Here is a 22,114-nt window from a genome sequence, read left to right as displayed (position 1 = left end):
CTCGTTTATCCATCCTTGCTGGTCCGAAACCACGACTCGGGGTCCACGGGGCTGTTATCTTCTCTGACCTCTATATAGAGCGTTTCTGACCGGTCAGTTCCAGTGCCATCACCACGAGTTGACAAAATAGCACCGATTTCCGGCGTTTCACCGGGCATCAAACCGACCGGAGTGCCCTCTGGTATCACTTGACCTATGTCTCCGTAGACTTCCTGCAAGCCCGAAAAGACAAACAGAAGGCCGGGCTGGGGCTCTAGAATGATCAGATTGCCAAGGTCCAGAAGCGGCCCCCGGTAGCGAATTGTAGCCGCCGTGGGCGTCGTCACCAGGGCACGGGGGCGTGCACCAAGCACGAGCCCCGGCCGCGTTACGCCTGCTGCGTCTGTTTCCCCGGCCCGGTGCAAAAGAACGCCCTGGACCGGCAGTGGCACTTCGCCTTTGCGGCTTTGAATATTGTCGTCGCTTTCCGCGATCTCCCCTTCCGAGATTTCCGACAGGCCTGTAGCAAACCCATCCAGTGTTTCTGTCGAAGAGATAAGGATCGCCGTTTTGATCGGGTCTTCAACAAAGCGCTGCGGCAACCCAGTGCGATCCGCGATGGCCTCGCTCAGGCGGGTGCGGGCGGACTGCACCCCGGTCAGACCTTCGGTCAAGGTTTCCGCTGCATCCTGCTGCAACAGGCGCAGGGTCTGAACCTCTTGCAAATCCTGTGCCAAAGCCTGCGCCTTGGCATTCAGGCCCGGTGTCACTTCGGACAGCATCATCCCGGCTCGCGCAGCCCCCAAGGGGCCCGAAGGGTGCAACATCAGCACCGGCGGGGTGGTCGTTTCAATGGTCTGCAATACACCCAGCAACTGTGCCACATCCTGTTCCCGTGAACGCAGCTCCGCCGACAGCTGCGCCTCGCGCGTGGCGGCCATGCGCAACCCGTCCCGCATGGCGGACAACCCGGCCTCGTAAGCTTGGATCGTCTCGGTCAGAGCGCGCACCCGGTCGCGTGCGCTTTCCGCCTCAGACAGCGAGATGGACGCCTGTTCCAACATCTCGGCTGCCGCCAGTGCCGCCTGAGACGGCGTGTTCTGCGCCTCCGCCGGGCCACACAGGACCACCGCCAAGGCTGCGGCCAGGACCCTCATGACAGCAGGCTTTCCCCAGTCATTTCAGGCGGTTTGGGCAGGTTCATCAGTGCCAGCAAAGTGGGCGCAAGGTCCGACAAACGCCCGGTACGGAGCGTCGCCCCCTCAGGACCGCCAACCAAAGCCACCGGAACCGGGTTCAATGTATGCGCGGTATGCGGGCCGCCTGTCTCCGGGTCTATCATCACTTCGCAATTGCCGTGATCGGCGGTGACGATCATCGCCCCCCCGGCTTTTTCCAGCGCGGCAACCACGCGAGCCAGACCTTGATCCACGGCCTCGCAGGCTTTGATTGCAGCGCCAAGGTCTCCGGTATGGCCGACCATATCGGGGTTGGCATAGTTTGTGACAATCAGATCATAGCCCGCTTCGATGGCCTCAACGAACTTGTCCGTCACCTCGGCCGAGGACATCTCGGGCTGTAGATCGTAGGTGGCCACTTTGGGCGACTTGGGCATGAAGCGATCTTCGCCAGTTTCGGGGACCTCCTTGCCGCCGTTCAGGAAGAAGGTGACATGGGGATACTTCTCGGTTTCGGCCAGACGGAACTGGCGCAATCCCTGCTTGGCCACCCACTCGCCCAGAGTGTTCGCGATGGCCCGTTTGGGGAACACGGTCGTCATATAGGCGTTGTGGCCGTCGGAATATTCGACCATGCCCAACAATGCGGACAGAACCGGACGCGGGCCTGTGTCGAAACCGTCAAAGCCCGGCTCGGCAATCGCGCGCAGTATTTCCCGCGCGCGGTCGGCGCGGAAATTCAGGCAGAAAAACCCGTCACCATCTTTGACACCGTCATAACCTTTCAGCACGGTCGGCACGATGAACTCATCCGTCTCGGATTGGTTGTAAGCGTGATCGACTGCCGCATGCACCGCGGTACCGGCACGGCCCTGTCCTTTGATCATGGCGTTGTAGGCTTGGCTGACACGCTCCCACCGGTTGTCGCGGTCCATGGCGAAGTAACGCCCGCAAACGGTGACGATACGCGCGCCTTCTGGCAGACGTTCCTCAAGCTCGGAGATGTAGGTGAAAGCAGATTTCGGAGCGACATCGCGCCCGTCGGTCACTGCATGCAGAGCCACCGGAACGCCGGCATCCGTGATCGCTTTGGCCGCTGCAACGATATGGTTCACATGCCCATGGACACCGCCATCCGAGGCTAGCCCCATCAGATGCACCGTCCCGCCCGTCGCTTTCACCTTAGCAATGAAAGCTTGCAGCGCGGCGTTGTTAAAAAATGAGCCATCCTCGATCGCCAGATCAATCTGGCCTAGGTCCATCGCCACCACACGGCCCGCACCGATATTGGTGTGCCCAACCTCGGAATTTCCCATCTGACCGCTGGGCAAACCCACATCCGGCCCATGCGTTATCAGCGTGGCATGCGGGCCCTGCATGATCGCATCGAATGTAGGTGTATTGGCCAAATATGGCGCGTTGGCCTGAGTGTCTTCGGACAATCCCCAACCATCAAGAATACACAGAACTACGGGTTTGGGCATGGCCATTTTGGTCTCCGGTAACTGCTCTTGGCGAACCTTCTATCGCCTGACCGCTTTGGGGTGAACCGCCTTTGCGCCCATCAGCGCAGATTTAATCGTTTCGTAAACCGACCCAGACACCCGGATTTCCTTACCCGAAAGGAACGTGAACCTTACGTCAGACCACCTTGTGCGAACGGCGTCGCGCTGCCTAGTCTTACCTTCAGGGAGAGGGAACCTATGCAGCCAGAGATCGCAGTCTTCGCACTGATATACCTTTTGGCGCCCGCCGCGATGGTGCTGCTAGCGCGGCATTCGACTTTGGCCGGACGGCTGGGGCCGATTGTGCTGTGCTATATGGCCGGATTGGCGCTGGGGCTATCTGGTCTGCAACCTGACGCGGCTGGTCAGGTCCGTGACGTGGTCATGGAGGCCAGTTTGGGACTTGCCCTACCGTTGCTGCTGTTTGGGGTCGACCTTGGGGCTTGGGGGCGGATCGCAGGTTCTGCGCTTTTGTCGATGGCACTGGCCGTTGTCTCGGTCACGCTTGTTGCGACGGGCCTTTTCTTTGCGTTTCAAGCAGGCGGTACAGCGCAGAGTGAGCAGCTGTCCGGTATGGCTGTGGGGATGTATACCGGCGGCCTTGCGAATATGGGCGCGATCAAACTAGCGCTGGATATCCCCGAGAACCGATATCTGCTGTTTGCAACCGTCGATACTGTTGTCGGCGCAGGATACCTGTTGTTTGTAATGACTCTGGCCCCGTTGGTTTTCGCCCGCTTTCTGAAGCCTTTCCCGGGTGATCGCGACACGCAGGCGCCCGACTCGAACGAGGCCAACGCGCCGAATATGCTCCACCAGGGGGTGGTGGCCTTTCTGGCTGGTTCATTTTGCGTGGCCGCAGCCGTGCTTCTGACCCCTCTGTTCAGCTTTGCGCCCTCGCAGGTCATGACTGTGGTTCTTCTGACATCGATGGGTCTGCTCGGCTCAGTCACGCCGTCGTTGCGCAAGAACCGGGCCGCACCTCATATGGGCATGTACCTGCTTTACGCGTTTTCTTTCAGCGTTGCGGCATCAATGGATTTGGCGGAGTTGCGCGATATGGACCTGTCCGTTCTTGGCTTTGTGCTGATCGCCACCTTCGGCAGCTTCGGTTTGCATGCCCTGCTCGCACGCGTTGCGGGGGTCGACCGGGATACGTTCCTGATCACCTCGGTCGCTGCCGTTATGTCGCCTGCTTTTGTGCCCATGGTCGCGCGCAGCTTGCGAAACCCTGCGATTTTGATGTCAGGCATAGCAACCGGCATTCTTGGCTTTGCCATCGGGAACTATCTGGGCATTTCACTGGCGCTGCTGCTGGCAGGAAAGGGATAGGACGTGGATCATCAGAAATTGCCGGAGAAAGGCCGCCCCGAGGGCGAGATCCTGGACCAGTTAAAATCCTTTGCCGAAAACGACCCGAACTACCGTGAGGGCCGGACGTGGAGCCTTGTTTATCATCTGGACGATGACCACGACGCTTTCACAGCCAAGGCCTATAGCGCTTTCTCATCAGCCAACGGATTGAATCCGGCCGCGTTCCAAAGCCTCAAACGGATGGAGACGCAGATCATCTCAACCTTGGCCGGGTTGCTGAAGGGCGGGCCGGACACCTGTGGCGTGGTCACTGCGGGCGGCACCGAGAGCTGTCTGATGGCGGTCAAAACCTACCGGGACATGGCGCGCAAAATGCGCAAGGTGACCCGTCCGAACATGATCCTGCCCAAGACCGCCCATGTCGCCTGGTTCAAGGCGGCCGAATACTTCGGAGTCAAGGCGCGCCTTTTGCCGATGACCCCGGACTACGCCACCGATATCTCCAAGTTTGCGAGGATGATTGACGCGGGCACGGTGATGGTACTCGGTTCTGCGCCGGAATACCCGCATGGGACGATTGATCCAATCGCCGAGATGGGCGCGATCACACAGTCCAAAGGCATTCCCTTGCATATCGACGCCTGCGTCGGCGGGCTGATCCTGCCCTTCATGGAGCGGAACGGCGTTGACCTGCCCGATTGGGATTTCAGGGTGCCGGGGGTGACGTCCATCTCGGCTGATCTGCACAAATACGGCTATGCGGCCAAGGGGGCGTCGACCATCCTCTATCGCAATCTGGACCTGCTGAAGCACCAGATGTTCGTCTGCCAGGATTGGCCCGGAGGAGTTTTTGCCTCACCCGCCCTGCTGGGCACCAGACCGGGCGGAGCCTATGCCGCCGCCTGGGCGGTGATGCAGAAACTGGGCGAAGACGGCTACTGCCGGTTGGCGAAAGACACGACCGAAGCGGTCGAGACGTTGAAGGCAGGCATAGTCGCGATAGACGGCCTGCGCATTCTGGGGAACCCGCAGGGGCCGTCGCTGGCCTATGGCTCAACTGATCCGAAGCTCAACATCTATGCCGTGGCGGATCAACTGGAGCGCGCCGGTTGGAGCATCAATCGCGTTCAAAACCCAGATGGCATCCATTGCATGGTCACTGCCAAACACCGGCATGTAACCGATGAATACCTGAGCGATCTCGCCCAGGCGGTCGCGACCGTTCGCGCCAACCCTGAGCTCGCCAAAACCGGAGGGGCTGCGACCTATGGCATGATGGCCCATGTCCCGCTGCGCGGCATGGTGAAATCCAAGGTGTTGGATGTGTTTGCCGAGATGTACCGGGCTGGTGGAGGAGATTTGCATCTGGATGACGGCAAGACCCCGAACCTGTTGGAGCGCGGCATGGCCCGATATGTTCAGTGGAAAGCGCGGCGCAGTTAGTCCTTCAGATAACTCTTGTAAGGCTTGGCTTTGCGGTTTCGGTATTTGACCGTCAGTTCCAGCGGCATGTCATTTTCGTCGTAGATCCCCAACACGATCCCCCTGCCCCGGCTTTTGGTTCGCATCTCGATCAGTTGCTGTTCAGACCGCGTTGTGCGCTGTGACGGGCGGCGCGCCCATGCAAACAGTTGGTCATACATTTCACTGATCACCTCGGAATGATCTTCGCTGTTGCCCAGATCAACCAACTCCTCCGGGTCGTTTTCAAGATCGAACAGAATCGGACAGTGCCCGCCCTCACAATGGATAAGCTTCCAGCGTTTGTTGGCGACCATGAACATCACCGCATCGCGGACCGAGGCATCCATGCGCTCGGCAATTGGCGACGCGGAATAGTCGTATTCGCAGATCACAACATCACGAGGCAGCTCCTGCGCCTGCCCATGCAGGATCGGCAGTAGGGAATGACCTTCGAGGATATGATTGGCGACGTCGCCTTCGGCCACTTCGACGAATGTCGGAGCTAGATCAATGGATTCAACCAGCGCATCGCTCACCGTGCCTCGGGTCGCGTCGGCCTCGGGCGAAGGGTCATAGATAATCAGCGGCATTTTGGTCGAGGTATCGTGGAAGAACGTTTTCTCGCCCATCCAATGGTCGCCCAGAAAATCCCCGTGATCCGAAGTCAGGACGATCATCGTATCGTCCATCCGATCGGTCTGCTCCATCCAGTCGAACAACCGGCCCATTTGATCATCGGCCTGCTTTATTAGGCCCATATAGGCCGGGATCACCGCCTCACGCACATCCTGGCGCGAGAAGGTCTCACCGATTTTGGTCTCCATGAACGCTTTCAAAACCGGGTGCGCGTTCTGGCGTTCCTCGTCAGATCGCACCACCGGCAGCACATGCTCAGGCCCGTACATCGAGGCATAGGGCTCTGGCACGATATAGGGCCAGTGCGGTTTGATGAAGCTTAGGTGACAGCACCATGGGGCGTCATGGGTCTCCATGAACTCAATCCCGCGCCCGGTCAGATAGGGAGTCTCGCTGTCTTCTTCGGCAATGTTCGCAGCTTCGGACGAGTTTTTCAGGAACCAGCCAGACAGAACATTGCCGTCCGCATCCAAACCGGAATTTGCGAAGTCATGCCAGGGGTTGTCGCTTTCATACCCTTTGTCTCGAAGATACTCATTGTAGGCCTTGGCCCCATCGGGGTCGTAAAACCCGTCCGGCCCTTCAGGGCGCATGCCGTCATCGCGTTCGAACACGTCAAAACCGCATTCCGCCACACGGGCGCCAATCAGGCTATCCGGTTCAAGGCCGAGCCGCGCCATGCCTTCCGCATCTGCGCGCATATGGGTTTTGCCAACCAGCCAGCATTCCATCCCCGCCTTACGAAGGTGGTCGCCCATGGTCATCTCGCCAACCTTCAAGGGGATCCCGTTCCACGAGGCACCATGCGGATGTACGTACCGACCCGTATAGGTCGACATGCGCGAACTGCCACAGATCGGCGATTGGATATAGGCGCGATTGAACCGCACACCCAGGGCGGCCAGACGGTCGATATTCGGCGTGTGGAGGTGCGGATGCCCGTAGCAGCTCAGGTAATCCCAGCGCAGCTGGTCGAACATGATGAACAGGATATTCTTGGCTTTGGCCACACGCGCCTCCGATCTGGTCCGGAGGCTATCTAGCCAATTCCCGATGGGCAGTGCAAATGCCGATTAGGCCTGACGCTCCATCTGCTCCAGCATCTTCTTGGCGCGCTTGCATTGCAGCTGATCCCGCAGAGGGCTGTCCGGGTCGATGTCCTTTTGGCAGACCACGCATTTATCCGCGCCCGAGATCGCGTTCAGACCGCCGCAGCTGCCCTTGATGGTTTTACCCATCAACATCACACCCAGCGACATGCCGACCATGACCAGAGACAGAAGAATAAAGGCCAGAATGAAGGTGCTCATCTCGGTTCCTACCAATCAGTTGGTGCCCAGGGCGTCTTTGAACGCGCTGCTGTGCGACGTTATATAGGCATCATCGCCGCCTGTCACATCCCGCGAGATGAAATACACGGCAAGTTTATGCTCTTCGGCCAGTTGCATACCCTTTTCCTGACCAAGCGCCAGCATTGCAGTCGCCCAGGCATCCGCCATCATGGCGTTTTCCGCCAGAACCGTGACCGAGGTCGTCCGGTGCGTAATCGGGCGCCCGGTTGTAGGGTCGATGATATGCGAATAGCGCACGCCATCCTGTTCAAAGTAGTTCTTGTAGTCGCCCGAGCTGGCCATGCCGCGATCGTCCAGCGACACGATCAGCTGCAAGCTCTGGGACCCGGCCTGAGGCTTTTCGATTCCGATCTGCCATGTTTCGCCCTTGTCATTCTGGCCTTTTGAGACCAGATCACCGCCGATCTCGACCAGATAGTTTTCGATGCCTGCGTCCCGCAGGGTCTCGGCGACGGCGTCAATGCCATAGCCTTTGGCGATGGCCGATAGATTGATCCCAACGCCAGGTTCGGATTTTGTCAGCGTTCCTGCCTCAGCATCCAGCGTCAAAAGCCGCTTTTGCCCGACACCCGCCAGAGTAGCCTCGATATCAGCATCGGATGGCACAGGGTCTTCGGGCTTGCGCGGGCCAAAGCCCCACAGCTCGATCAACGGGCCGAGGGTGACGTCAAAGGCTCCATCGGTTTTGTCGTGAACGTCATTTGCAGCGGCCAGAACCAGCGCGAACTCGTCGGATACCGCAACAGGGTCGGTGCTGGTGGACGCCGAGAAGGTCGAAACCTCGGAATTCGGATCCCAGTTCGACATCTTGGCGTTGACTGCGGCCAGAGTCTCTTCGACCGATGCAGCCAACGCGGTTTCGTCCAGATCCTCGCCAATCGCAGTGACATTGAAGGTCGTACCCATGGTCTCACCCGACAGGCGCACCACATCGGGTTCCTTGTCGAACAGGCAGCCAGTCAAAAGGGTGGCAAGGGCCAGCGCAGGCAGTAGACGCATGGATCAGTCTCCGGGAAAAGCAGTGCCCGGCATATGCCAGCGACCCCGGTCAGAGTCAAACCGGCTTCACAGCTTTAGCGGCAAAAAACCCAACATCAAAAGGCCGATCCCAGCTGGAAGTCCGAACAGCCACGCCCGCTTTTGCCACCCGTCCGGCTGCTGTTTCCACACCATCCGGAAATTATGGCCGCAGACCACCACAACAAAGAAAATCAGCGCAGCAATGGGGGGTGTCAGATAGATGTCACTCACAGACTTGGACTCCGGGTTTTCGCCGATGCGGGCATTTGCACCCTATACAGGCCATTTAGCTGCGCTAAGGTGAAAGGGAAAGACTTTGCAAGAACCAAAAAGGAGATTACCCATGGCCCCAACCTCATACCAGGCCCCCACACGCGGCGACAAGCAGGACAAGTCCACCTACAGCCAGTCGACGGGATCGAACCTGTCGCAGTCGCAGACGACCGTGGCGAAACTGCTTGAGGGGAAAGGCGACGCGGTGTTCTCGGTCCGTCCGAACGAGACGATCCACACGGTGGTGAATATTCTCAAGGAAAAACACATCGGTGCCGTTCTGGTGACCGACCAGAATGGCGCGCTGCAGGGCATCCTGTCCGAGCGTGACATCGTGCGCCGGATGGCTGATACGCCCGGCCAGACCCTGCCACAATCGGTCGAAGATCTGATGACCAAAGAGGTTCAGAGCTGCGCGCCCGACGATACGTTGAATGCGGTTCTGAAAACCATGACCGAGGGCCGGTTCCGCCATATGCCGGTTGTCCGCGATGGCCTTTTATGCGGTATGATCACCATCGGTGACGTCGTGCATTTCCGTCTGAAAGAGCTGGAATACGAAGCGCTGCGTATGAAGCAGATGATCGTAGGCTAGAGCAACTCGGCCCGCGGCGATCTTTCGGCTCGGGCCAAACGACCTAAGCCGTTGCCGTGAACGTGACCCCTCCGGGGTACAACTCAGCAGCGGTCAGGCAGTTGGTCGCGAAAGCGCCGGTGTCGATCGAAATGACCCCGTCCCGAACCTCGGCCTGATCAACGATTGTGTGTCCATGCACCACCCATTGACCATCTCGGCGCGGTTGCTGTCGGAACTTGGGGTGGCCCCAAAGACAGGTTCTCCGGTCCTGTTTTTCCGCTGATACCCGAGGGTCCAGAGCGGCATGAACGACAGAGACATTGCCGCTGTTCCACATCAAGGGCCTCTCGGTCAGCCAGTCCACGAGCGCCTCGCCCATGGCAAGGCGCAAACGCTCTGCCAGATCGCCCCTATCGGCGTGGATATCCTTAATGCCAAAGGAGGCCAGCGTCTGGACGCCCCCGTTGTTCATCCACAGCGGGCCAATTCCGAACGGATCCTCAAGAAACCGCAGTAACATCTCTTCATGATTGCCCAGCAGGCAGGTTACGCGCCCGTTCGAGGTCAAACTCAGATGTTTCAACTGCCGCAACACCTGCGCGCTGTAATCGCCCCGGTCGATATAGTCACCGACAAACACCCAGGGCAGGCCCTCATCAAGCTTCGGCAGCAGGGCTTGCAACAGGTCCAGACGTCCGTGGATATCTCCGACCGCCACGAAACGCGCCTCAGGTCTTATGCCCGACACATCCGCGCCGCGCATTCCGCCCGGTCCAAGTAGCCCTCTGATCCAACCCGTCACCATCCAATGACCTCTACTCTGACCGGCTACGACGGACAATCGGCAATCGGCCCGGAAACGGGCGGTTGACCAATGGCCGCGCAACCTTGATAGACATTGCAGACGGGTCGCCGAAGCGTGAGGGATGTATGAAGCGGGTTTTGATCACGGGCACGGCCGGATTTATTGGCTTTCATCTGGCGAAGCTGTTGCTGTCCGAAGGGTTCCGTGTGCATGGCTATGACGGGATGACCGACTATTACGACGTCGCCCTCAAGCAACGACGCCACCAGTTGTTGCTGCAAAATCCCGGCTTTACCACCACCGAGGACATGCTGGAAAACCACGAACGGCTGATGCAGGTCGCGGATGAGTTCCAGCCCCAGGTGATCATCCACCTCGCCGCACAGGCCGGCGTGCGCTACAGCTTGGAAGAGCCACGCAGCTACATCAACTCGAACGTCGTCGGCACCTTCAACGTGATGGAAGTCGCGCGTCAGCACAAGGTACAGCACCTTCTGATGGCATCCACCTCTTCTGTCTATGGCGCCAATGAGGACATGCCGTTTACCGAGGTTGAAAAGGCCGACACGCAGCTGACGATCTACGCGGCGACCAAGAAGGCCAATGAGGCGATGGCCCATTCTTATGCCCATCTTTGGGACCTGCCGACCACCATGTTCCGTTTCTTCACGGTTTATGGCACCTGGGGGCGGCCAGATCTAGCGCTGTACAAGTTCGTAGACGCGATCCTCGAAGACCGCCCGATTGATATCTACAACCACGGCGACATGTATCGCGACTTTACCAATGTCGAGGATTTGGTCCGTGGCATCCGCTTGCTGATCGACGTGCCTCCGGTGCGGCCCGCCAGCACGGATGAGATCGAGGACAGCGACAGCCTGTCCCCCGTCGCGCCCTACCGTGTCGTCAATATCGGCAATGGTGACAAGGTGCGCCTAATGGATTTCATCGAAGCCATTGAGTCGGCGATCGGGAAAAAGGCCATCCGCAACTACATGCCCATGCAAATGGGCGACGTCCCCGCCACATGGGCCAATACTGATCTGTTGCAACGCCTGACAGGGTACCGTCCGGAAACCAATTTCAAAGACGGGATCGCGCAATTTGTTGCGTGGTTCCGCGACTATCACGGCAAGTAGAGGGCCAAGACCGGAATGCTGGAAACCAATCCTGACGCCCGCAAAATCGCCGTGATTGGGTTGGGCTATGTCGGCCTGCCGCTGGCGGTCGCTTTTGGAAAAATCGGCCCCGTGGTCGGGTTTGATATCAACGCCGCACGGATCGACGCCTTGCGCGATGGCAAGGACGCAACGCAAGAGGTCGAGCCCGAAGACCTTGCCGCCGCATCGGGCCTGAGTTTCACGACGCAAGCCTCCGACCTTGCGGCATGCGACACCTTCATCGTCACGGTCCCCACCCCAATCACCGCGGGCAAACAACCTGACTTGTCGCCTTTACTCGCGGCCTCGGAAACCGTGGGAATGGTCCTGAAACCCGGCGATCTGGTGATCTACGAATCCACCGTCTATCCCGGCGCGACCGAGGAAGACTGCGTGCCAGTGCTGGAACGCACCTCGGGCTTGAGCTTCAACACTGATTTCTTTGCCGGTTACAGCCCCGAACGGATCAATCCCGGCGACAAGACCCATCGGATTGCGGATATCTGCAAGGTGACCTCGGGCTCGACCCCGCAGGTGGCGGATCTGGTCGACGCGCTTTATGCACGGATCATCACAGCCGGAACGCACAAAGCTGAAAGCATCCGCGTGGCGGAGGCTGCAAAGGTGATCGAAAACACCCAGCGCGACCTGAACATCGCGCTGGTGAATGAGCTGGCGATGATCTTCGGCCGGATGGAGATCGACACCGAGGCCGTTTTGCGCGCCGCAGGAACCAAGTGGAACTTCCTGCCCTTCCGCCCCGGTCTGGTCGGCGGGCACTGTATCGGCGTGGACCCCTACTATCTGACCCACAAGGCCGAGGCCGTGGGCCATCACCCTCAGATCATTCTGGCCGGTCGGCGGCTGAACGATCGGATGGGTAGCTATGTGGTGTCTCAACTGGTGAAACGCATGACCCGCAGCGGCATCAATGTCGGAGCGGCGCGGGTTCTGGTTCTCGGCCTGACCTTCAAGGAAAACTGTCCTGACCTGCGGAACACACGCGTCGTTGACATCATTGAAGAATTGCAGAGCTACGGCATCAGCGTTGATGTCCACGATCCCCATGCCGACCCCGCCGCAGCCGAGGCTGAATACGGCCTCTCGCTTTCAAGTTCCCCTCAGGACGGAACTTATGATGCAGTCGTTCTGGCCGTCGCGCATCAGGAATACAAAGACGCTGATCCGTCAACATTCCGAGCTTACGGCAAACCCAACAGCGTAGTATTCGACATCAAATCCTGCCTGCCGAGGGACGCGAGTGACTTGAGGCTCTGACGCGGTCTGGAGTCCAAAAAAAAGCCGGCGCACCATACGCCGGCTTTTTTGTCTCTTACCCGCCGAAATCGTCGAGCATGATGTCTTCGCGGTCCACACCCAGATCCAGCAGCATATTGATGACCGACTGGTTCATGATCGGAGGACCACACATGTAGAACTCGCAATCCTCGGGCGCGGGGTGGTTCTTGAGGTATTCTTCGAACAGAACGTTGTGGATGAAGCCGGTATAGCCCTTCCAATCGTCCTCGGGCTGCGCGTCCGACAAGGCGACGTGCCAATCGAAATTGTCGAACTCTTCGGCCAGCTGGTCAAAATCCTCGACAAAGAACATCTCTTTCTTCGACCGCGCACCGTACCAGAAGCTGATCTTGCGATCACGGTTCTCAAGACGCTTGAGCTGGTCGAAGATGTGGCTGCGCATGGGGGCCATACCCGCACCACCGCCGATGAAAACCATCTCTTTTTGGGTTTCGCGGGCGAAAAACTCACCGAACGGACCCGAGATGGTGACCTTGTCACCCGGTTTCAGGTTGAAGATGTAGGACGACATCTGACCCGGAGGGATGCCATCGGATCCCGGAGGGGGCGAGGCCACACGGACGTTCAGCATGATCATGCCCTTTTCGTCCGGATAGTTAGCCATGGAATAGGCACGCTCAATCGGTTCAGCGACGACAGACTCGTACTGCCACAGATTGAAGCGATCCCAGTCCTCGCGATATTCCTCTTCCACGTCGAAATCAGTGTATTTCAACTGGTGCGCAGGGGCCTCGATCTGGATGTAGCCACCAGCGCGGAAGTTCACGTCCTCGCCTTCGGGAAGGTCCAGGGTCAGAGCCTTGATGAAGGTCGCCACGTTCTCGTTAGAACGAACCGTGCATTCCCATTTCTTGACACCAAAGACCTCTTCCGGGACTTCGATGTCCATGTCCTGCTTGACCGCAACCTGACAGGACAGACGGTCGCCACAGGCCGCTTCACGCTTGGTGATGTGGCTTTCCTCGGTCGGCAAGATCGACCCACCGCCCGAATGTACCTTCACCCGACACTGCGCGCAGGTACCACCGCCACCACAAGCAGACGGAACGAAGAGCTTCTCGGCCGCCAAGGTCTGAAGCAGCTTGCCGCCGGCAGGGACCGAGATGGTCTTTTCGCCGTTGATCGTGATGTTCACGTCACCGGTCGAGACCAGTTTCGAACGGGCCGCCAGAATGATCGTCACCAGCGCGATGACAATTACTGTAAAAAGGGCAACGCCTAAACCAAAAGTTTCCATTTTGCCCTCCTTACAGTTTCACGCCAGAGAAGGACATGAAGGCCATCGCCATCAGACCCGCGGTGATGAAGGTGATCCCCAGACCTTGCAGGCCGTCGGGAATGTCCGAGTATTTCAGCTTTTCACGAACGCCCGCCATTGCGGTGATCGCCAGTGCCCAACCAAAGCCCGAAGACAGGCCATAAGTGGTCGCCTCTGCAAAGTTGTAATCACGTTCCACCATGAACAGCGAACCACCCAGGATGGCGCAGTTCACCGTGATCAGCGGCAGGAAGATCCCCAGCGCGTTGTAGAGCGGCGGGAAATACTTATCCAAAACCATCTCGAGGATCTGAACCATCGCCGCAATCACCCCGATATACGAGATTAGGCCAAGGAAGGTCAGGTCCACATTCGGGAACCCGGCCCAGGACAGCGCACCCGGTTTCAGCAGGTAGTTCAGCAGCAGGTTGTTGGCAGGAACGGTGATGGCCTGCACGACCATGACCGAAATTCCCAGACCCAGCGCGGTCGAGATCTTCTTCGACACGGCGATGAACGTACACATCCCCAGAAAGAAGCTGAGCGCAAGGTTTTCGACAAAGATGGCCTTTACGGCTAGTGAGATCAGACCTTCCATCAGTGGGCCTCTACCTGCTGAATTTTGTATTCACGCTCTTCCACCTGGTTCGGCTTCCATGTGCGGAAGGCCCAGATGATCAGACCGATGATGAAGAACGCCGACGGGGGCAGAAGCAGCATGCCGTTGGGCACGTACCAACCACCGTTGTTGACGGTCTCCAGAATGGTGACACCGAACAGCGACCCGGCACCGAACAGCTCACGAATGAAGCCCACCAGCAGCAGGATCAGGCCGTAGCCCATACCGTTGCCCATGCCGTCGATAAAGGACGCAACCGGAGGGTTCTTCATAGCAAACGCCTCGGCGCGGCCCATCACGATACAGTTGGTGATGATCAGGCCAACGAAAACCGACAGGGTTTTCGATATCTCAAACGCATAAGCCTTGAGGATCTGGTCCACCAGGATCACCAGCGAGGCGATGATCACCATCTGCACGATGATCCGGATCGAACCGGGGATTTGGTTGCGCAGGCATGAGATAAAGAAGGACGAGAACGAGGTCACGAAGATCACCGCCAGCGCCATCACCATCGACACCTGCAGCGACGAGGTCACCGCCAGCGCGGAACAAATGCCCAGCACCTGCAAGGTAATCGGGTTATTGTCGACAAGCGGGTCGACCAGCATCTCTTTCTTGGTCTGGGACATCAGAGCTCTCCTGCTTGCAGTTTGGCCAGAAACGGTGCGTAACCCGCATCGCCCATCCAGAATTTCACCAGGTTATCGACACCGACCGAGGTCAAAGTGGCCCCCGCCAGCGCGTCGATATAGAAGTCGGGTCCGGCGGCCGGCTGGGATTTCGACACGGTGATTTGCAGATCACCATTGTCGTCGCGCAGCTTCTTACCGTTCCACAGAGCCTTCCAGCGTGGGTTGTCCACCTCGGCCCCAAGGCCCGGGGTTTCGCCGTGCTGATAGAATTGCAGGCCATAGATATCGTTGCCGTTATTTTCCAGCGCGATAAAGCCATAGAGCGTGGACCACAGGCCATAGCCGTGCAGAGGCAGGATCACCTTGTCCAGATCACCTGCAGCGTCACGCAGCAGGTAGATCACGCGGTAGTTCGACTTGCGGCCAATGCCCGCCGGATCATCATCCAGCGCGACGCTCAGCTCAGGGTCGCTAGCGGCTGCGATATCGTCGAATGTGGCCGGGTCAAACCGATCGTCGACAAACTCACCGGTCGCCAACTCCAGCACATGAGGTTCAAACGCTGCGAAAGCTTCGGTCACGTCGATGCCGGGCTCATAAACGCCCGCCACCTGCAAAACGTTGACCTGCTTGTCCTTCAGGCGGTTGGTCTCCTGCACCGGGCGCAAGCTAACGGCGGCTGCGGACACGACCATCGAGGCGACCAGACAGACAGCAACCGCGATGATAATCGTCTTGCCGACAGAGTCCGGCGAAGCTGCCAGAAACTTGGCAATCGCGCCTTTTGGTGCCTCGTTTTGATCTGGGGATTGCGTATCAGACATGGCGACGCGCCCTCCGTTTGATGTTGGCTTGGACGACGAAGTAGTCGATCAGCGGAGCAAAGACGTTACCGAACAGAATGGCCAGCATCATGCCTTCTGGGAAAGCCGGGTTGATGACACGGATCATCACAACCATGATACCGATCAGCGCGCCATAGATGTAGCGACCCATGTTGGTGTGGCTGGCCGAAACAGGCTCGGTCACCATGAAGGCCAGACCGAAGGCATACCCACCAATTACCACATGCCAGTACCAAGGCATCGCAAACATTGGGTTTGTTTCCGAACCGATCAGGTTTAGCAGCAGGGTAAAGCCAATCGTGCCAGCCAAACAGCCTACAATCAGGCGGTAGTTGGCGATCCGAGTGGCCAGCAGGAAGGCCAGACCGATCATACAGGCAAGGGTCGAAGTCTCACCGAAACTGCCTTGGATCGAGCCGAAGAACGCGTTCCACCAAGTGATGCCATCAGCGGCCAGCGCCTGAAAGCCCTGCGACGCCGAGACGGACAGAGCGGTTGCGCCCGAGTAGCCATCAACCGGTGTCCAAACCGTGTCACCGGACATGCTCGCCGGATAGGCGAAGTACAGGAACGCACGACCAACCAGAGCCGGGTTCAGGAAGTTCTTGCCGGTGCCGCCAAAAACTTCTTTCCCGATTACAACGCCGAAGATGATGCCCAACGCCACCTGCCAAAGAGGCGCGGTTGCGGGCATGATCAGCGTATAAAGCATTGAAGTAACAAGGAAACCCTCGTTTACTTCGTGGCCGCGCACAGTGGCAAAGATGACCTCAAAGATACCACCCGCGACAAGTGTCACGATGTAGATCGGCAGGAAATAAGTGAGCCCGTGCATCACGTTGGCAAAGACGCTTGAGGGGTCCAGCGAGATACCAAACATCTGCAGCAGAGCAATACGCCATCCGGTCGCCGATTCAGGCCCCAGCAGCGCAATGGCCGAGTTCGCCTGATAGCCGGTATTGTACATCCCCCACAGGATACATGGGATCGTCGCGATCACGACGTAGGTCATGATCCGCTTCATGTCGATATACGACCGAGCATGCGGCGCGGCGGTGGTTACAGTTTTCGGAGTGTAGATGAAGCTTTCCACCATCTCGTAGATGGGGAAGTACTTCTCGTACTTGCCACCCTTGGTAAAGTTTGGCTCGATCCGATCAAAGAAGCTGCGCAAACCCATTTGGATCAGCCCTCCTTTTCAATCTTGGCGAGGCAGTCGCGAAGCGCCAGCCCATATTCATATTTCGCCGGACAGGCAAAGCCCACAAGGCCCAGGTCCTCTTCGTCCAGCTCCAGTGCACCCAGTGCCTGAGCGGTATCGGTGTCCATCACCAGCAAGGCCCGCAGCAGCTGCGTGGGCAAGTAGTCCTGCGGCATTAGCCGTTCGAACACACCTGTCGGCACCATCGCGCGACGGCCACCGTTGAGGTTGCTGGTCAGATTATACAGTTTGTTGGACAATGCCGAACCCAGAACCGGTTGGACCGAGTATTTCGACGGCATCGGACGAATCCAGCCCATCGGAATCTGATCGTGGTCTTCCCGGATGATGGTGATCTGACGTGCGAACCGGCTAAGATAGGCCGTCGGCCCTTCAGCCTGAGTACCCGATAGAACCGAGCCCGAAATAATCCGGGGTGTTCCGTCCAAGTTGATCTCATCCTTCGTCAGCTCATCTGTCGAGGCACCCATGGCGGTGCGGATCAAACGCGGCTGACGTGCGCCTGGTCCGGACAGAGCGATCACGACGTTCGGGTCCAGATGGCCGGACTGCAGTAGGCGGCCAATCGCGATGACGTCCTGATATCCGATGGTCCAAACCTGTTTGTCGCCTGCGAGCGGCTCCAGGAAATGAATGTGAGTACCCGCCAGACCGGCAGGGTGCGGGCCTGCGAAGGCCGCCGCTTCCACTCCGGCAACATCTGCGCCTGGAACTGCGTCGCCATCTTTGTGGCACAGGTAGGTCTTGCCATCGGAAAGCTTGGCAACCGCCGCCAGACCGGCGGCAAAGGCGTCCCCTGCATCGGCGATGATTACGGCGGCATCAGCGGCCAGAGGCTCGCTGTCCATCGCCGTTTCAAAGATCGCCGCAGGTTTGGTGTCGGGCGCCGGCATCTTCGAATAGGGCCGTGTGCGGAACGCCGTCCAAAGACCCGCCGCGCAGAGTTTTTCTGCCACGCCCTCGGCCGTGTCGCCATTGCCCACGCCCGAGAAATCAACACCCGCGTCATTTGGGTCGGAGATTTCGATCACAACGCTTTGCAAAACGCGGCGCGCACCCCGGTTGATCTGAATGACCTTGCCGGTCATCGGGGCAACCATCATCGCCTCGGGGACGTCCTTGTGGCAGAACAGCGGAGTGCCACGCTGCACCTCATCGCCTTCCTGCACCAGCATGCGGGGCTTCAACCCCAAATAGTCGCCGCCCAAAGCCGCAACCTGGCTGAATTCCGGCCCTGGCTGGATCGTTTGATCCGGGGCACCCTCGATCGGCAATTCCAGCCCTTTTTTCAGTTTGAAAGTTTGCATCTCGCTACTGTCTTCCAAGCCTCTCTCCTGCGCCAGCTATCATCGCCCAATTGGAAGAGGCATCTGATAGCGCGGATGATAAACCGACCGGGTCGCAAAGAGCTATTTGCTGGTCGGAATCCGCAGGCGTGTGTCTGATGTCGGTCCTTTACGCGCCGACGACCAGAAACGCAAACCCGTTAGGCTCGAAATTATCTATTGTTTGTCACTTTGTCTTAATCGAATGTTCATATTGGCGCTAACACACCGATATTTTGCCGGTCGCACCTCTGCCGCATCCGGTGTAAGCAACAAAAATGAGCATGACCCACGAGTTTGATATCTTCTTGGTGGCAACACCGGGCCTCGAAACCCCGCTCTGCGCCGAGGCCACGCAGCACGGATTCGCAGGCGCACGCGTCGTGCCCGGCGGCGTCAGCTGTACGGGTGATTGGTCAGAGGTCTGGCGGGCCAATCTTGTCCTACGCGGTGCCAACAAGGTTCTGGTGCGCATCGGCAGCTTTCCTGCCGTCCATCTGGCCCAACTGGATAAACGCGCGCGCAAGTTTCCCTGGTCGGACTTTCTTCGCCCCGACGTTCCCGTCAAGGTCGAAGCCACCAGTCGCAAGTCTCGCATTTACCATGCCGGGGCTGCGCGCCAGCGCATTGAGGGCGCAATCTCTGACACCTTGGGCGCAGCGATTTCTTCCGAGGCTGATCTGCGCGTTCTGCTGCGCATCGAAAAGGATCTCTGCACGCTGTCGATCGACAGCTCAGGCGAGCCGCTGCACAAGCGCGGCCACAAAACCGCTGTCGCCAAGGCCCCCATGCGCGAGACCATGGCCGCGATGTTTCTGCGAGACTGCGGGTTCGAGGGGACAGAGCCGGTTCTTGACCCTATGTGCGGCTCGGGGACGTTTGTGATTGAGGCGGCCGAGATCGCCCTTGGGCTGGCACCGGGACGTTCGCGATCCTTCGCTTTCGAGCAGCTGTCCGGGTTCGACAAAGCGGCATGGCAGGCAATGCAGAGTGCCTGCCACCCATCCGAAAGCCCCCTTCAGTTCTACGGCTCCGACCGAAACACAGGCGCCGTCGAGGCCGCCTCTGCCAACGCCGAACAGGCTGGTGTGGCAGAGCATACCCGTTTTCAGCATCGCGCCGTAAGCGATATCAAACCACCCTATGGGCCCGCTGGCCTGGTCATCGTGAACCCCCCATACGGCGCACGGATTGGCGATGAAAAACGACTACGTTCGCTATATGGCAGCCTTGGCAAAACGCTGATGAACCGCTTTCAGGGGTGGCGCGTCGGCGTCATCACCAGCGCCCCTGCCCTCGCCCGCGCGACGCGCCTGCCTTTTCTGCCGACTGGTCCGTTCGTCGATCACGGCGGCACGAAAATTCGTCTTTATAGAACCGAGATTCTACAATAGTGCATTCAGTGCAACCCGGCTGAGCGCGCCAAGACTTTTCCAATTTCACGCACAAGAACCCCCTTGCGCATCCCAACCCACGCGTATAGACCCGACGCCACGGTCGGAGTGTAGCTCAGCCTGGTAGAGCACTGTCTTCGGGAGGCAGGGGTCGGAGGTTCGAATCCTCTCACTCCGACCAGATCAACTGCTTGATGTGACACACATCTTCTGCAGTTGCTCACAAGAGCACGCACTGGCGTGCACGTGTCTGTCACTCTCTCGTCACTCACAACACCGCGTTGCCCCATCAATGGAGCAAGCGAGATGGCGACAATTAGGAAGCGTGGAAGCAAGTGGCAGTGCATCGTCAGACGTGACGGCAGGACGGCAAGCAAGTCGTTCGGCAGGCGTGGAGATGCTGTGAAGTGGGGGAACTCAGTCGAGGCACAGGCAGATGCGGTTGGCGGTGCATTGCCATCACGCGCACAGCAGCAAGCCGATGCGCTACAAGCGATGACACTTGCTGATGCCTTACGCCAGTTGGCTGACGAGATGACAGTTGAGCGTTGGCGATTGTTGGCACTCGGTCGGTCGAAGGTGGCGAAGTTGCGCATCGAAGCAATTACGGTGGATGATGTGTCGAAGTGGCGCGACAAGAGGCTTCAAGGTGCGAAGCCATCTACGGTCGTGCGTGAGTTGTCGCTTATGCAGACCGCAATCGACCGAGCGCGTGGCAACAACGCAAGCAGCGAAGCGAACCCACTGCGGCACGTGAAGCGGCCACGTATTGACCACAGACGCGAACGCAGGCTGACAGACGATGAGTGGCAGCGCCTGTTGTGGGCCGCAGGAGAGTGCTTGAACCCACTGATGCGACCGCTGTTGTTGTTGGCCCGTGAGACCGCGATGCGACGTGGCGAGTTGCTGTCGATGAAGTGGCGAGATGTCGATCTAGAAGCCTGCACGATCCTGCTACCGAAGACGAAGAACGGACATGCACGGTTCGTGCCGCTGTCACCCACCGCCGTTGAAGTGCTGCACCAGTTGCCGCGCACCGATGACCGAGTTCTGCCCACTACCACGAACGCGGTGAGGCTCAATTGGCAGCGGCTGCGTACACGGGCACAGGTCGAGGATATCAGGTTGCACGATCTACGTGCTCAAGCAGCCACAGACAAGCTGCTGGCGGGCTGGTCGGTGGCGGAGGTACAAGTGTTGACGGGACACCGCGATGCGGGTGTGCTGCTCGAACGCTACGCAAGACTGCGAGCATCGGATGTCGTCAAGCGGATGCACGCAACTGAGTGATGTAGTGCACATGCGCATGCACTGCATGTTGTGCATTGCAGGGCAATCCGAACCTCAATGCACAATATATGGTGCGGATTAGCTTGACCCATAGTCTCCAATGTGCCAAGATTGATCTGAGGCGCCATCGGCCCCTTGTATCATGAGAAGTCGGACCGAGACGGCATCTGCCGTGGCCGCGCTACCCGAGAAGGAGGCGCGGTACAGTGTCCATTTCGTCTATCAACAGCACTTGGTTAACGACGGCCCAAGCCGCAGCCCGGATCGGCATCGCGCGCGGCTCACTCGGTCGTCTCGTGCGCCAAGGACGCGGTCCACGAGTACACAAGATTAGCGAACGCACATGGCGGTTCCGTGTCAGCGACGTCGAGGCATGGATCAACAATCGAGCATATGAGTCAGCCGACCCGGAGGATCGCCAGTGAACCCGCTTGCAACCCGCTTGGCTACGTTTGAAGCCCACCCCGAAGACCGTAAGTTGCTAGACAAGATTGCCTCGCGATACTCGCACTCAGATGCGCGTGGTTGCCTGTTCGTGACTGGCGGCAATCACAGCAACGGCAGGCCACAAATCGGTGTAAACTATACCAAGATGCGCATCGCTCGCTTCATTGTGGCCGTACGCGATGAACTCGACATGCTTGGTGAGTGGGACACGCGACATACGTGCAACGTTCGAGCATGCGTGAACCCGGACCACCTCTTGTCGGGAACCAGACAAGACAACGCGCTCGACCGATACGCACAGGGAACCGCTCCGATTGGCGAACGTGCCCCCAACGCCCGATTGACCCATGACGATGTGCGAGAGGTGCATCGACTTGCCAGCAGTATGAAGCAGGCGCGCATTGCAGACCGGTTCCGGGTCAGCACAACGACCATCAGCAACATCTTGAACGGCGTCACTTGGCGGCACGTGTACGACGAGATGACATGATGCAAC

Annotated in this window: 22 protein-coding genes and 1 tRNA gene; 10 read left to right on the top strand and 13 right to left on the bottom strand. The window is 58.7% G+C overall.

All coding sequences use genetic code 11. The features are described 5' to 3' along the window. Positions 1 to 5: 5 nt before the first annotated feature. Positions 6 to 1,136, bottom strand: a complete 1,131-nt coding sequence (locus ACOERD_RS24155) for a murein hydrolase activator EnvC family protein (protein ID WP_419740742.1) — start codon at positions 1,134 to 1,136, stop codon at positions 6 to 8. Further along, positions 1,133 to 2,647 carry a 2,3-bisphosphoglycerate-independent phosphoglycerate mutase gene (gpmI, locus tag ACOERD_RS24150; RefSeq protein WP_419740741.1) on the bottom strand — a complete coding sequence of 505 codons (1,515 nt, stop codon included), beginning with the start codon at positions 2,645 to 2,647 and terminating at the stop codon, positions 1,133 to 1,135. The genes ACOERD_RS24155 and gpmI overlap by 4 nt, the downstream gene beginning before the upstream one ends. Before the next feature lie 213 nt (positions 2,648 to 2,860). Here gpmI and ACOERD_RS24145 point away from each other — a divergent pair, with 213 nt between their 5' ends. Further along, positions 2,861 to 3,994: a DUF819 family protein gene (locus ACOERD_RS24145; RefSeq protein ID WP_419740740.1), complete on the top strand. Its 1,134-nt coding sequence runs from the start codon at positions 2,861 to 2,863 to the stop codon at positions 3,992 to 3,994. Positions 3,995 to 3,997: 3 nt separating this feature from the next. Further along, the gene (locus ACOERD_RS24140; RefSeq protein ID WP_419740739.1) at positions 3,998 to 5,419 is read left to right on the top strand and encodes a pyridoxal phosphate-dependent decarboxylase family protein; all 1,422 of its coding nucleotides are present in this window, start codon (positions 3,998 to 4,000) and stop codon (positions 5,417 to 5,419) included. Here ACOERD_RS24140 and ACOERD_RS24135 read toward each other — a convergent pair. The 4 genes from ACOERD_RS24135 to ACOERD_RS24120 all read right to left on the bottom strand — a co-directional run bounded on the left by ACOERD_RS24135 (position 5,416) and on the right by ACOERD_RS24120 (position 8,679). Further along, positions 5,416 to 7,056: a sulfatase-like hydrolase/transferase gene (locus ACOERD_RS24135; RefSeq protein ID WP_419740838.1), complete on the bottom strand. Its 1,641-nt coding sequence runs from the start codon at positions 7,054 to 7,056 to the stop codon at positions 5,416 to 5,418. The genes ACOERD_RS24140 and ACOERD_RS24135 overlap by 4 nt on opposite strands. A gap of 93 nt (positions 7,057 to 7,149) precedes the next feature. Further along, a complete protein-coding gene (gene nqrM, locus ACOERD_RS24130) occupies positions 7,150 to 7,386 on the bottom strand; it encodes a (Na+)-NQR maturation NqrM (RefSeq protein ID WP_170377292.1) in 237 nt (78 codons plus the stop codon). Positions 7,387 to 7,401: 15 nt separating this feature from the next. Next, positions 7,402 to 8,427, bottom strand: coding sequence for an FAD:protein FMN transferase (locus ACOERD_RS24125; protein WP_419740738.1), 1,026 nt, complete (start codon positions 8,425 to 8,427; stop codon positions 7,402 to 7,404). Positions 8,428 to 8,493: 66 nt separating this feature from the next. Then, positions 8,494 to 8,679, bottom strand: a complete 186-nt coding sequence (locus tag ACOERD_RS24120) for a hypothetical protein (protein WP_170377287.1) — start codon at positions 8,677 to 8,679, stop codon at positions 8,494 to 8,496. A gap of 112 nt (positions 8,680 to 8,791) precedes the next feature. Here ACOERD_RS24120 and ACOERD_RS24115 point away from each other — a divergent pair, with 112 nt between their 5' ends. Then, positions 8,792 to 9,316 (top strand): CBS domain-containing protein, encoded by a 525-nt coding sequence (locus ACOERD_RS24115; RefSeq protein ID WP_170481434.1) that lies wholly within the window; start codon positions 8,792 to 8,794, stop codon positions 9,314 to 9,316. Positions 9,317 to 9,359: 43 nt separating this feature from the next. Here ACOERD_RS24115 and ACOERD_RS24110 read toward each other — a convergent pair whose 3' ends face one another. After that, the gene (locus ACOERD_RS24110; protein ID WP_419740737.1) at positions 9,360 to 10,061 is read right to left on the bottom strand and encodes a metallophosphoesterase family protein; all 702 of its coding nucleotides are present in this window, start codon (positions 10,059 to 10,061) and stop codon (positions 9,360 to 9,362) included. 167 nt (positions 10,062 to 10,228) lie between these two features. Here ACOERD_RS24110 and ACOERD_RS24105 point away from each other — a divergent pair, with 167 nt between their 5' ends. Both ACOERD_RS24105 and tviB read left to right on the top strand, forming a co-directional pair. Further along, on the top strand, positions 10,229 to 11,242 hold the full coding sequence (locus ACOERD_RS24105; RefSeq protein ID WP_419740736.1) for a GDP-mannose 4,6-dehydratase: 1,014 nt from the start codon (positions 10,229 to 10,231) through the stop codon (positions 11,240 to 11,242). A gap of 15 nt (positions 11,243 to 11,257) precedes the next feature. Continuing rightward, complete coding sequence (gene tviB, locus ACOERD_RS24100; protein ID WP_419740735.1) at positions 11,258 to 12,541, top strand: Vi polysaccharide biosynthesis UDP-N-acetylglucosamine C-6 dehydrogenase TviB; 1,284 nt, start codon at positions 11,258 to 11,260, stop codon at positions 12,539 to 12,541. 55 nt (positions 12,542 to 12,596) lie between these two features. On the opposite strand, the gene nqrF is transcribed toward tviB, so the two are convergent. The 6 genes from nqrF to ACOERD_RS24070 are packed head-to-tail and all read right to left on the bottom strand — an operon-like array spanning position 12,597 to position 18,469. Beyond that, entirely contained in the window at positions 12,597 to 13,820 is a 1,224-nt protein-coding gene (gene nqrF, locus ACOERD_RS24095; RefSeq protein WP_170659344.1) for an NADH:ubiquinone reductase (Na(+)-transporting) subunit F, read from the bottom strand. 10 nt (positions 13,821 to 13,830) lie between these two features. Next, entirely contained in the window at positions 13,831 to 14,439 is a 609-nt protein-coding gene (gene nqrE / locus ACOERD_RS24090) for an NADH:ubiquinone reductase (Na(+)-transporting) subunit E (protein WP_170377273.1), read from the bottom strand. After that, entirely contained in the window at positions 14,439 to 15,092 is a 654-nt protein-coding gene (locus tag ACOERD_RS24085; RefSeq protein WP_152460184.1) for an NADH:ubiquinone reductase (Na(+)-transporting) subunit D, read from the bottom strand. The genes nqrE and ACOERD_RS24085 overlap by 1 nt, the downstream gene beginning before the upstream one ends. After that, positions 15,092 to 15,919: a Na(+)-translocating NADH-quinone reductase subunit C gene (locus tag ACOERD_RS24080; RefSeq protein ID WP_419740734.1), complete on the bottom strand. Its 828-nt coding sequence runs from the start codon at positions 15,917 to 15,919 to the stop codon at positions 15,092 to 15,094. The genes ACOERD_RS24085 and ACOERD_RS24080 overlap by 1 nt, the downstream gene beginning before the upstream one ends. Further along, on the bottom strand, positions 15,912 to 17,120 hold the full coding sequence (locus ACOERD_RS24075) for an NADH:ubiquinone reductase (Na(+)-transporting) subunit B (RefSeq protein WP_419740733.1): 1,209 nt from the start codon (positions 17,118 to 17,120) through the stop codon (positions 15,912 to 15,914). Before ACOERD_RS24075 ends, ACOERD_RS24080 begins: the two co-directional genes overlap by 8 nt. Positions 17,121 to 17,125: 5 nt before the next feature. Next, positions 17,126 to 18,469 carry a Na(+)-translocating NADH-quinone reductase subunit A gene (locus tag ACOERD_RS24070; RefSeq protein WP_419740732.1) on the bottom strand — a complete coding sequence of 448 codons (1,344 nt, stop codon included), beginning with the start codon at positions 18,467 to 18,469 and terminating at the stop codon, positions 17,126 to 17,128. A 296-nt stretch (positions 18,470 to 18,765) separates the two neighbouring features. Between ACOERD_RS24070 and ACOERD_RS24065 the strand changes: the two genes are divergently transcribed. The 5 genes from ACOERD_RS24065 (at position 18,766) to ACOERD_RS24045 (ending at position 22,108) form a co-directional block, all read left to right on the top strand. Then, positions 18,766 to 19,881 (top strand): THUMP domain-containing class I SAM-dependent RNA methyltransferase, encoded by a 1,116-nt coding sequence (locus ACOERD_RS24065; RefSeq protein WP_419740731.1) that lies wholly within the window; start codon positions 18,766 to 18,768, stop codon positions 19,879 to 19,881. A 104-nt stretch (positions 19,882 to 19,985) separates the two neighbouring features. Then, positions 19,986 to 20,062 (top strand) — tRNA-Pro (locus ACOERD_RS24060). Between the two features lie 221 nt (positions 20,063 to 20,283). After that, positions 20,284 to 21,171, top strand: a complete 888-nt coding sequence (locus tag ACOERD_RS24055) for a tyrosine-type recombinase/integrase (protein ID WP_419740730.1) — start codon at positions 20,284 to 20,286, stop codon at positions 21,169 to 21,171. A 206-nt stretch (positions 21,172 to 21,377) separates the two neighbouring features. Beyond that, positions 21,378 to 21,596, top strand: a complete 219-nt coding sequence (locus tag ACOERD_RS24050) for a helix-turn-helix transcriptional regulator (RefSeq protein ID WP_419740729.1) — start codon at positions 21,378 to 21,380, stop codon at positions 21,594 to 21,596. Further along, positions 21,593 to 22,108, top strand: a complete 516-nt coding sequence (locus tag ACOERD_RS24045) for a hypothetical protein (RefSeq protein WP_419740728.1) — start codon at positions 21,593 to 21,595, stop codon at positions 22,106 to 22,108. Before ACOERD_RS24050 ends, ACOERD_RS24045 begins: the two co-directional genes overlap by 4 nt. Positions 22,109 to 22,114 lie beyond the last annotated feature (6 nt).

The organism is Ruegeria sp. (assembly GCF_965199275.1).
Classification (GTDB): Bacteria; Pseudomonadota; Alphaproteobacteria; order Rhodobacterales; family Rhodobacteraceae; genus Ruegeria.
The sequence above is the reverse complement of the archived record's forward strand: the minus strand, read 5'-3'. Positions and strand labels throughout refer to the sequence as shown.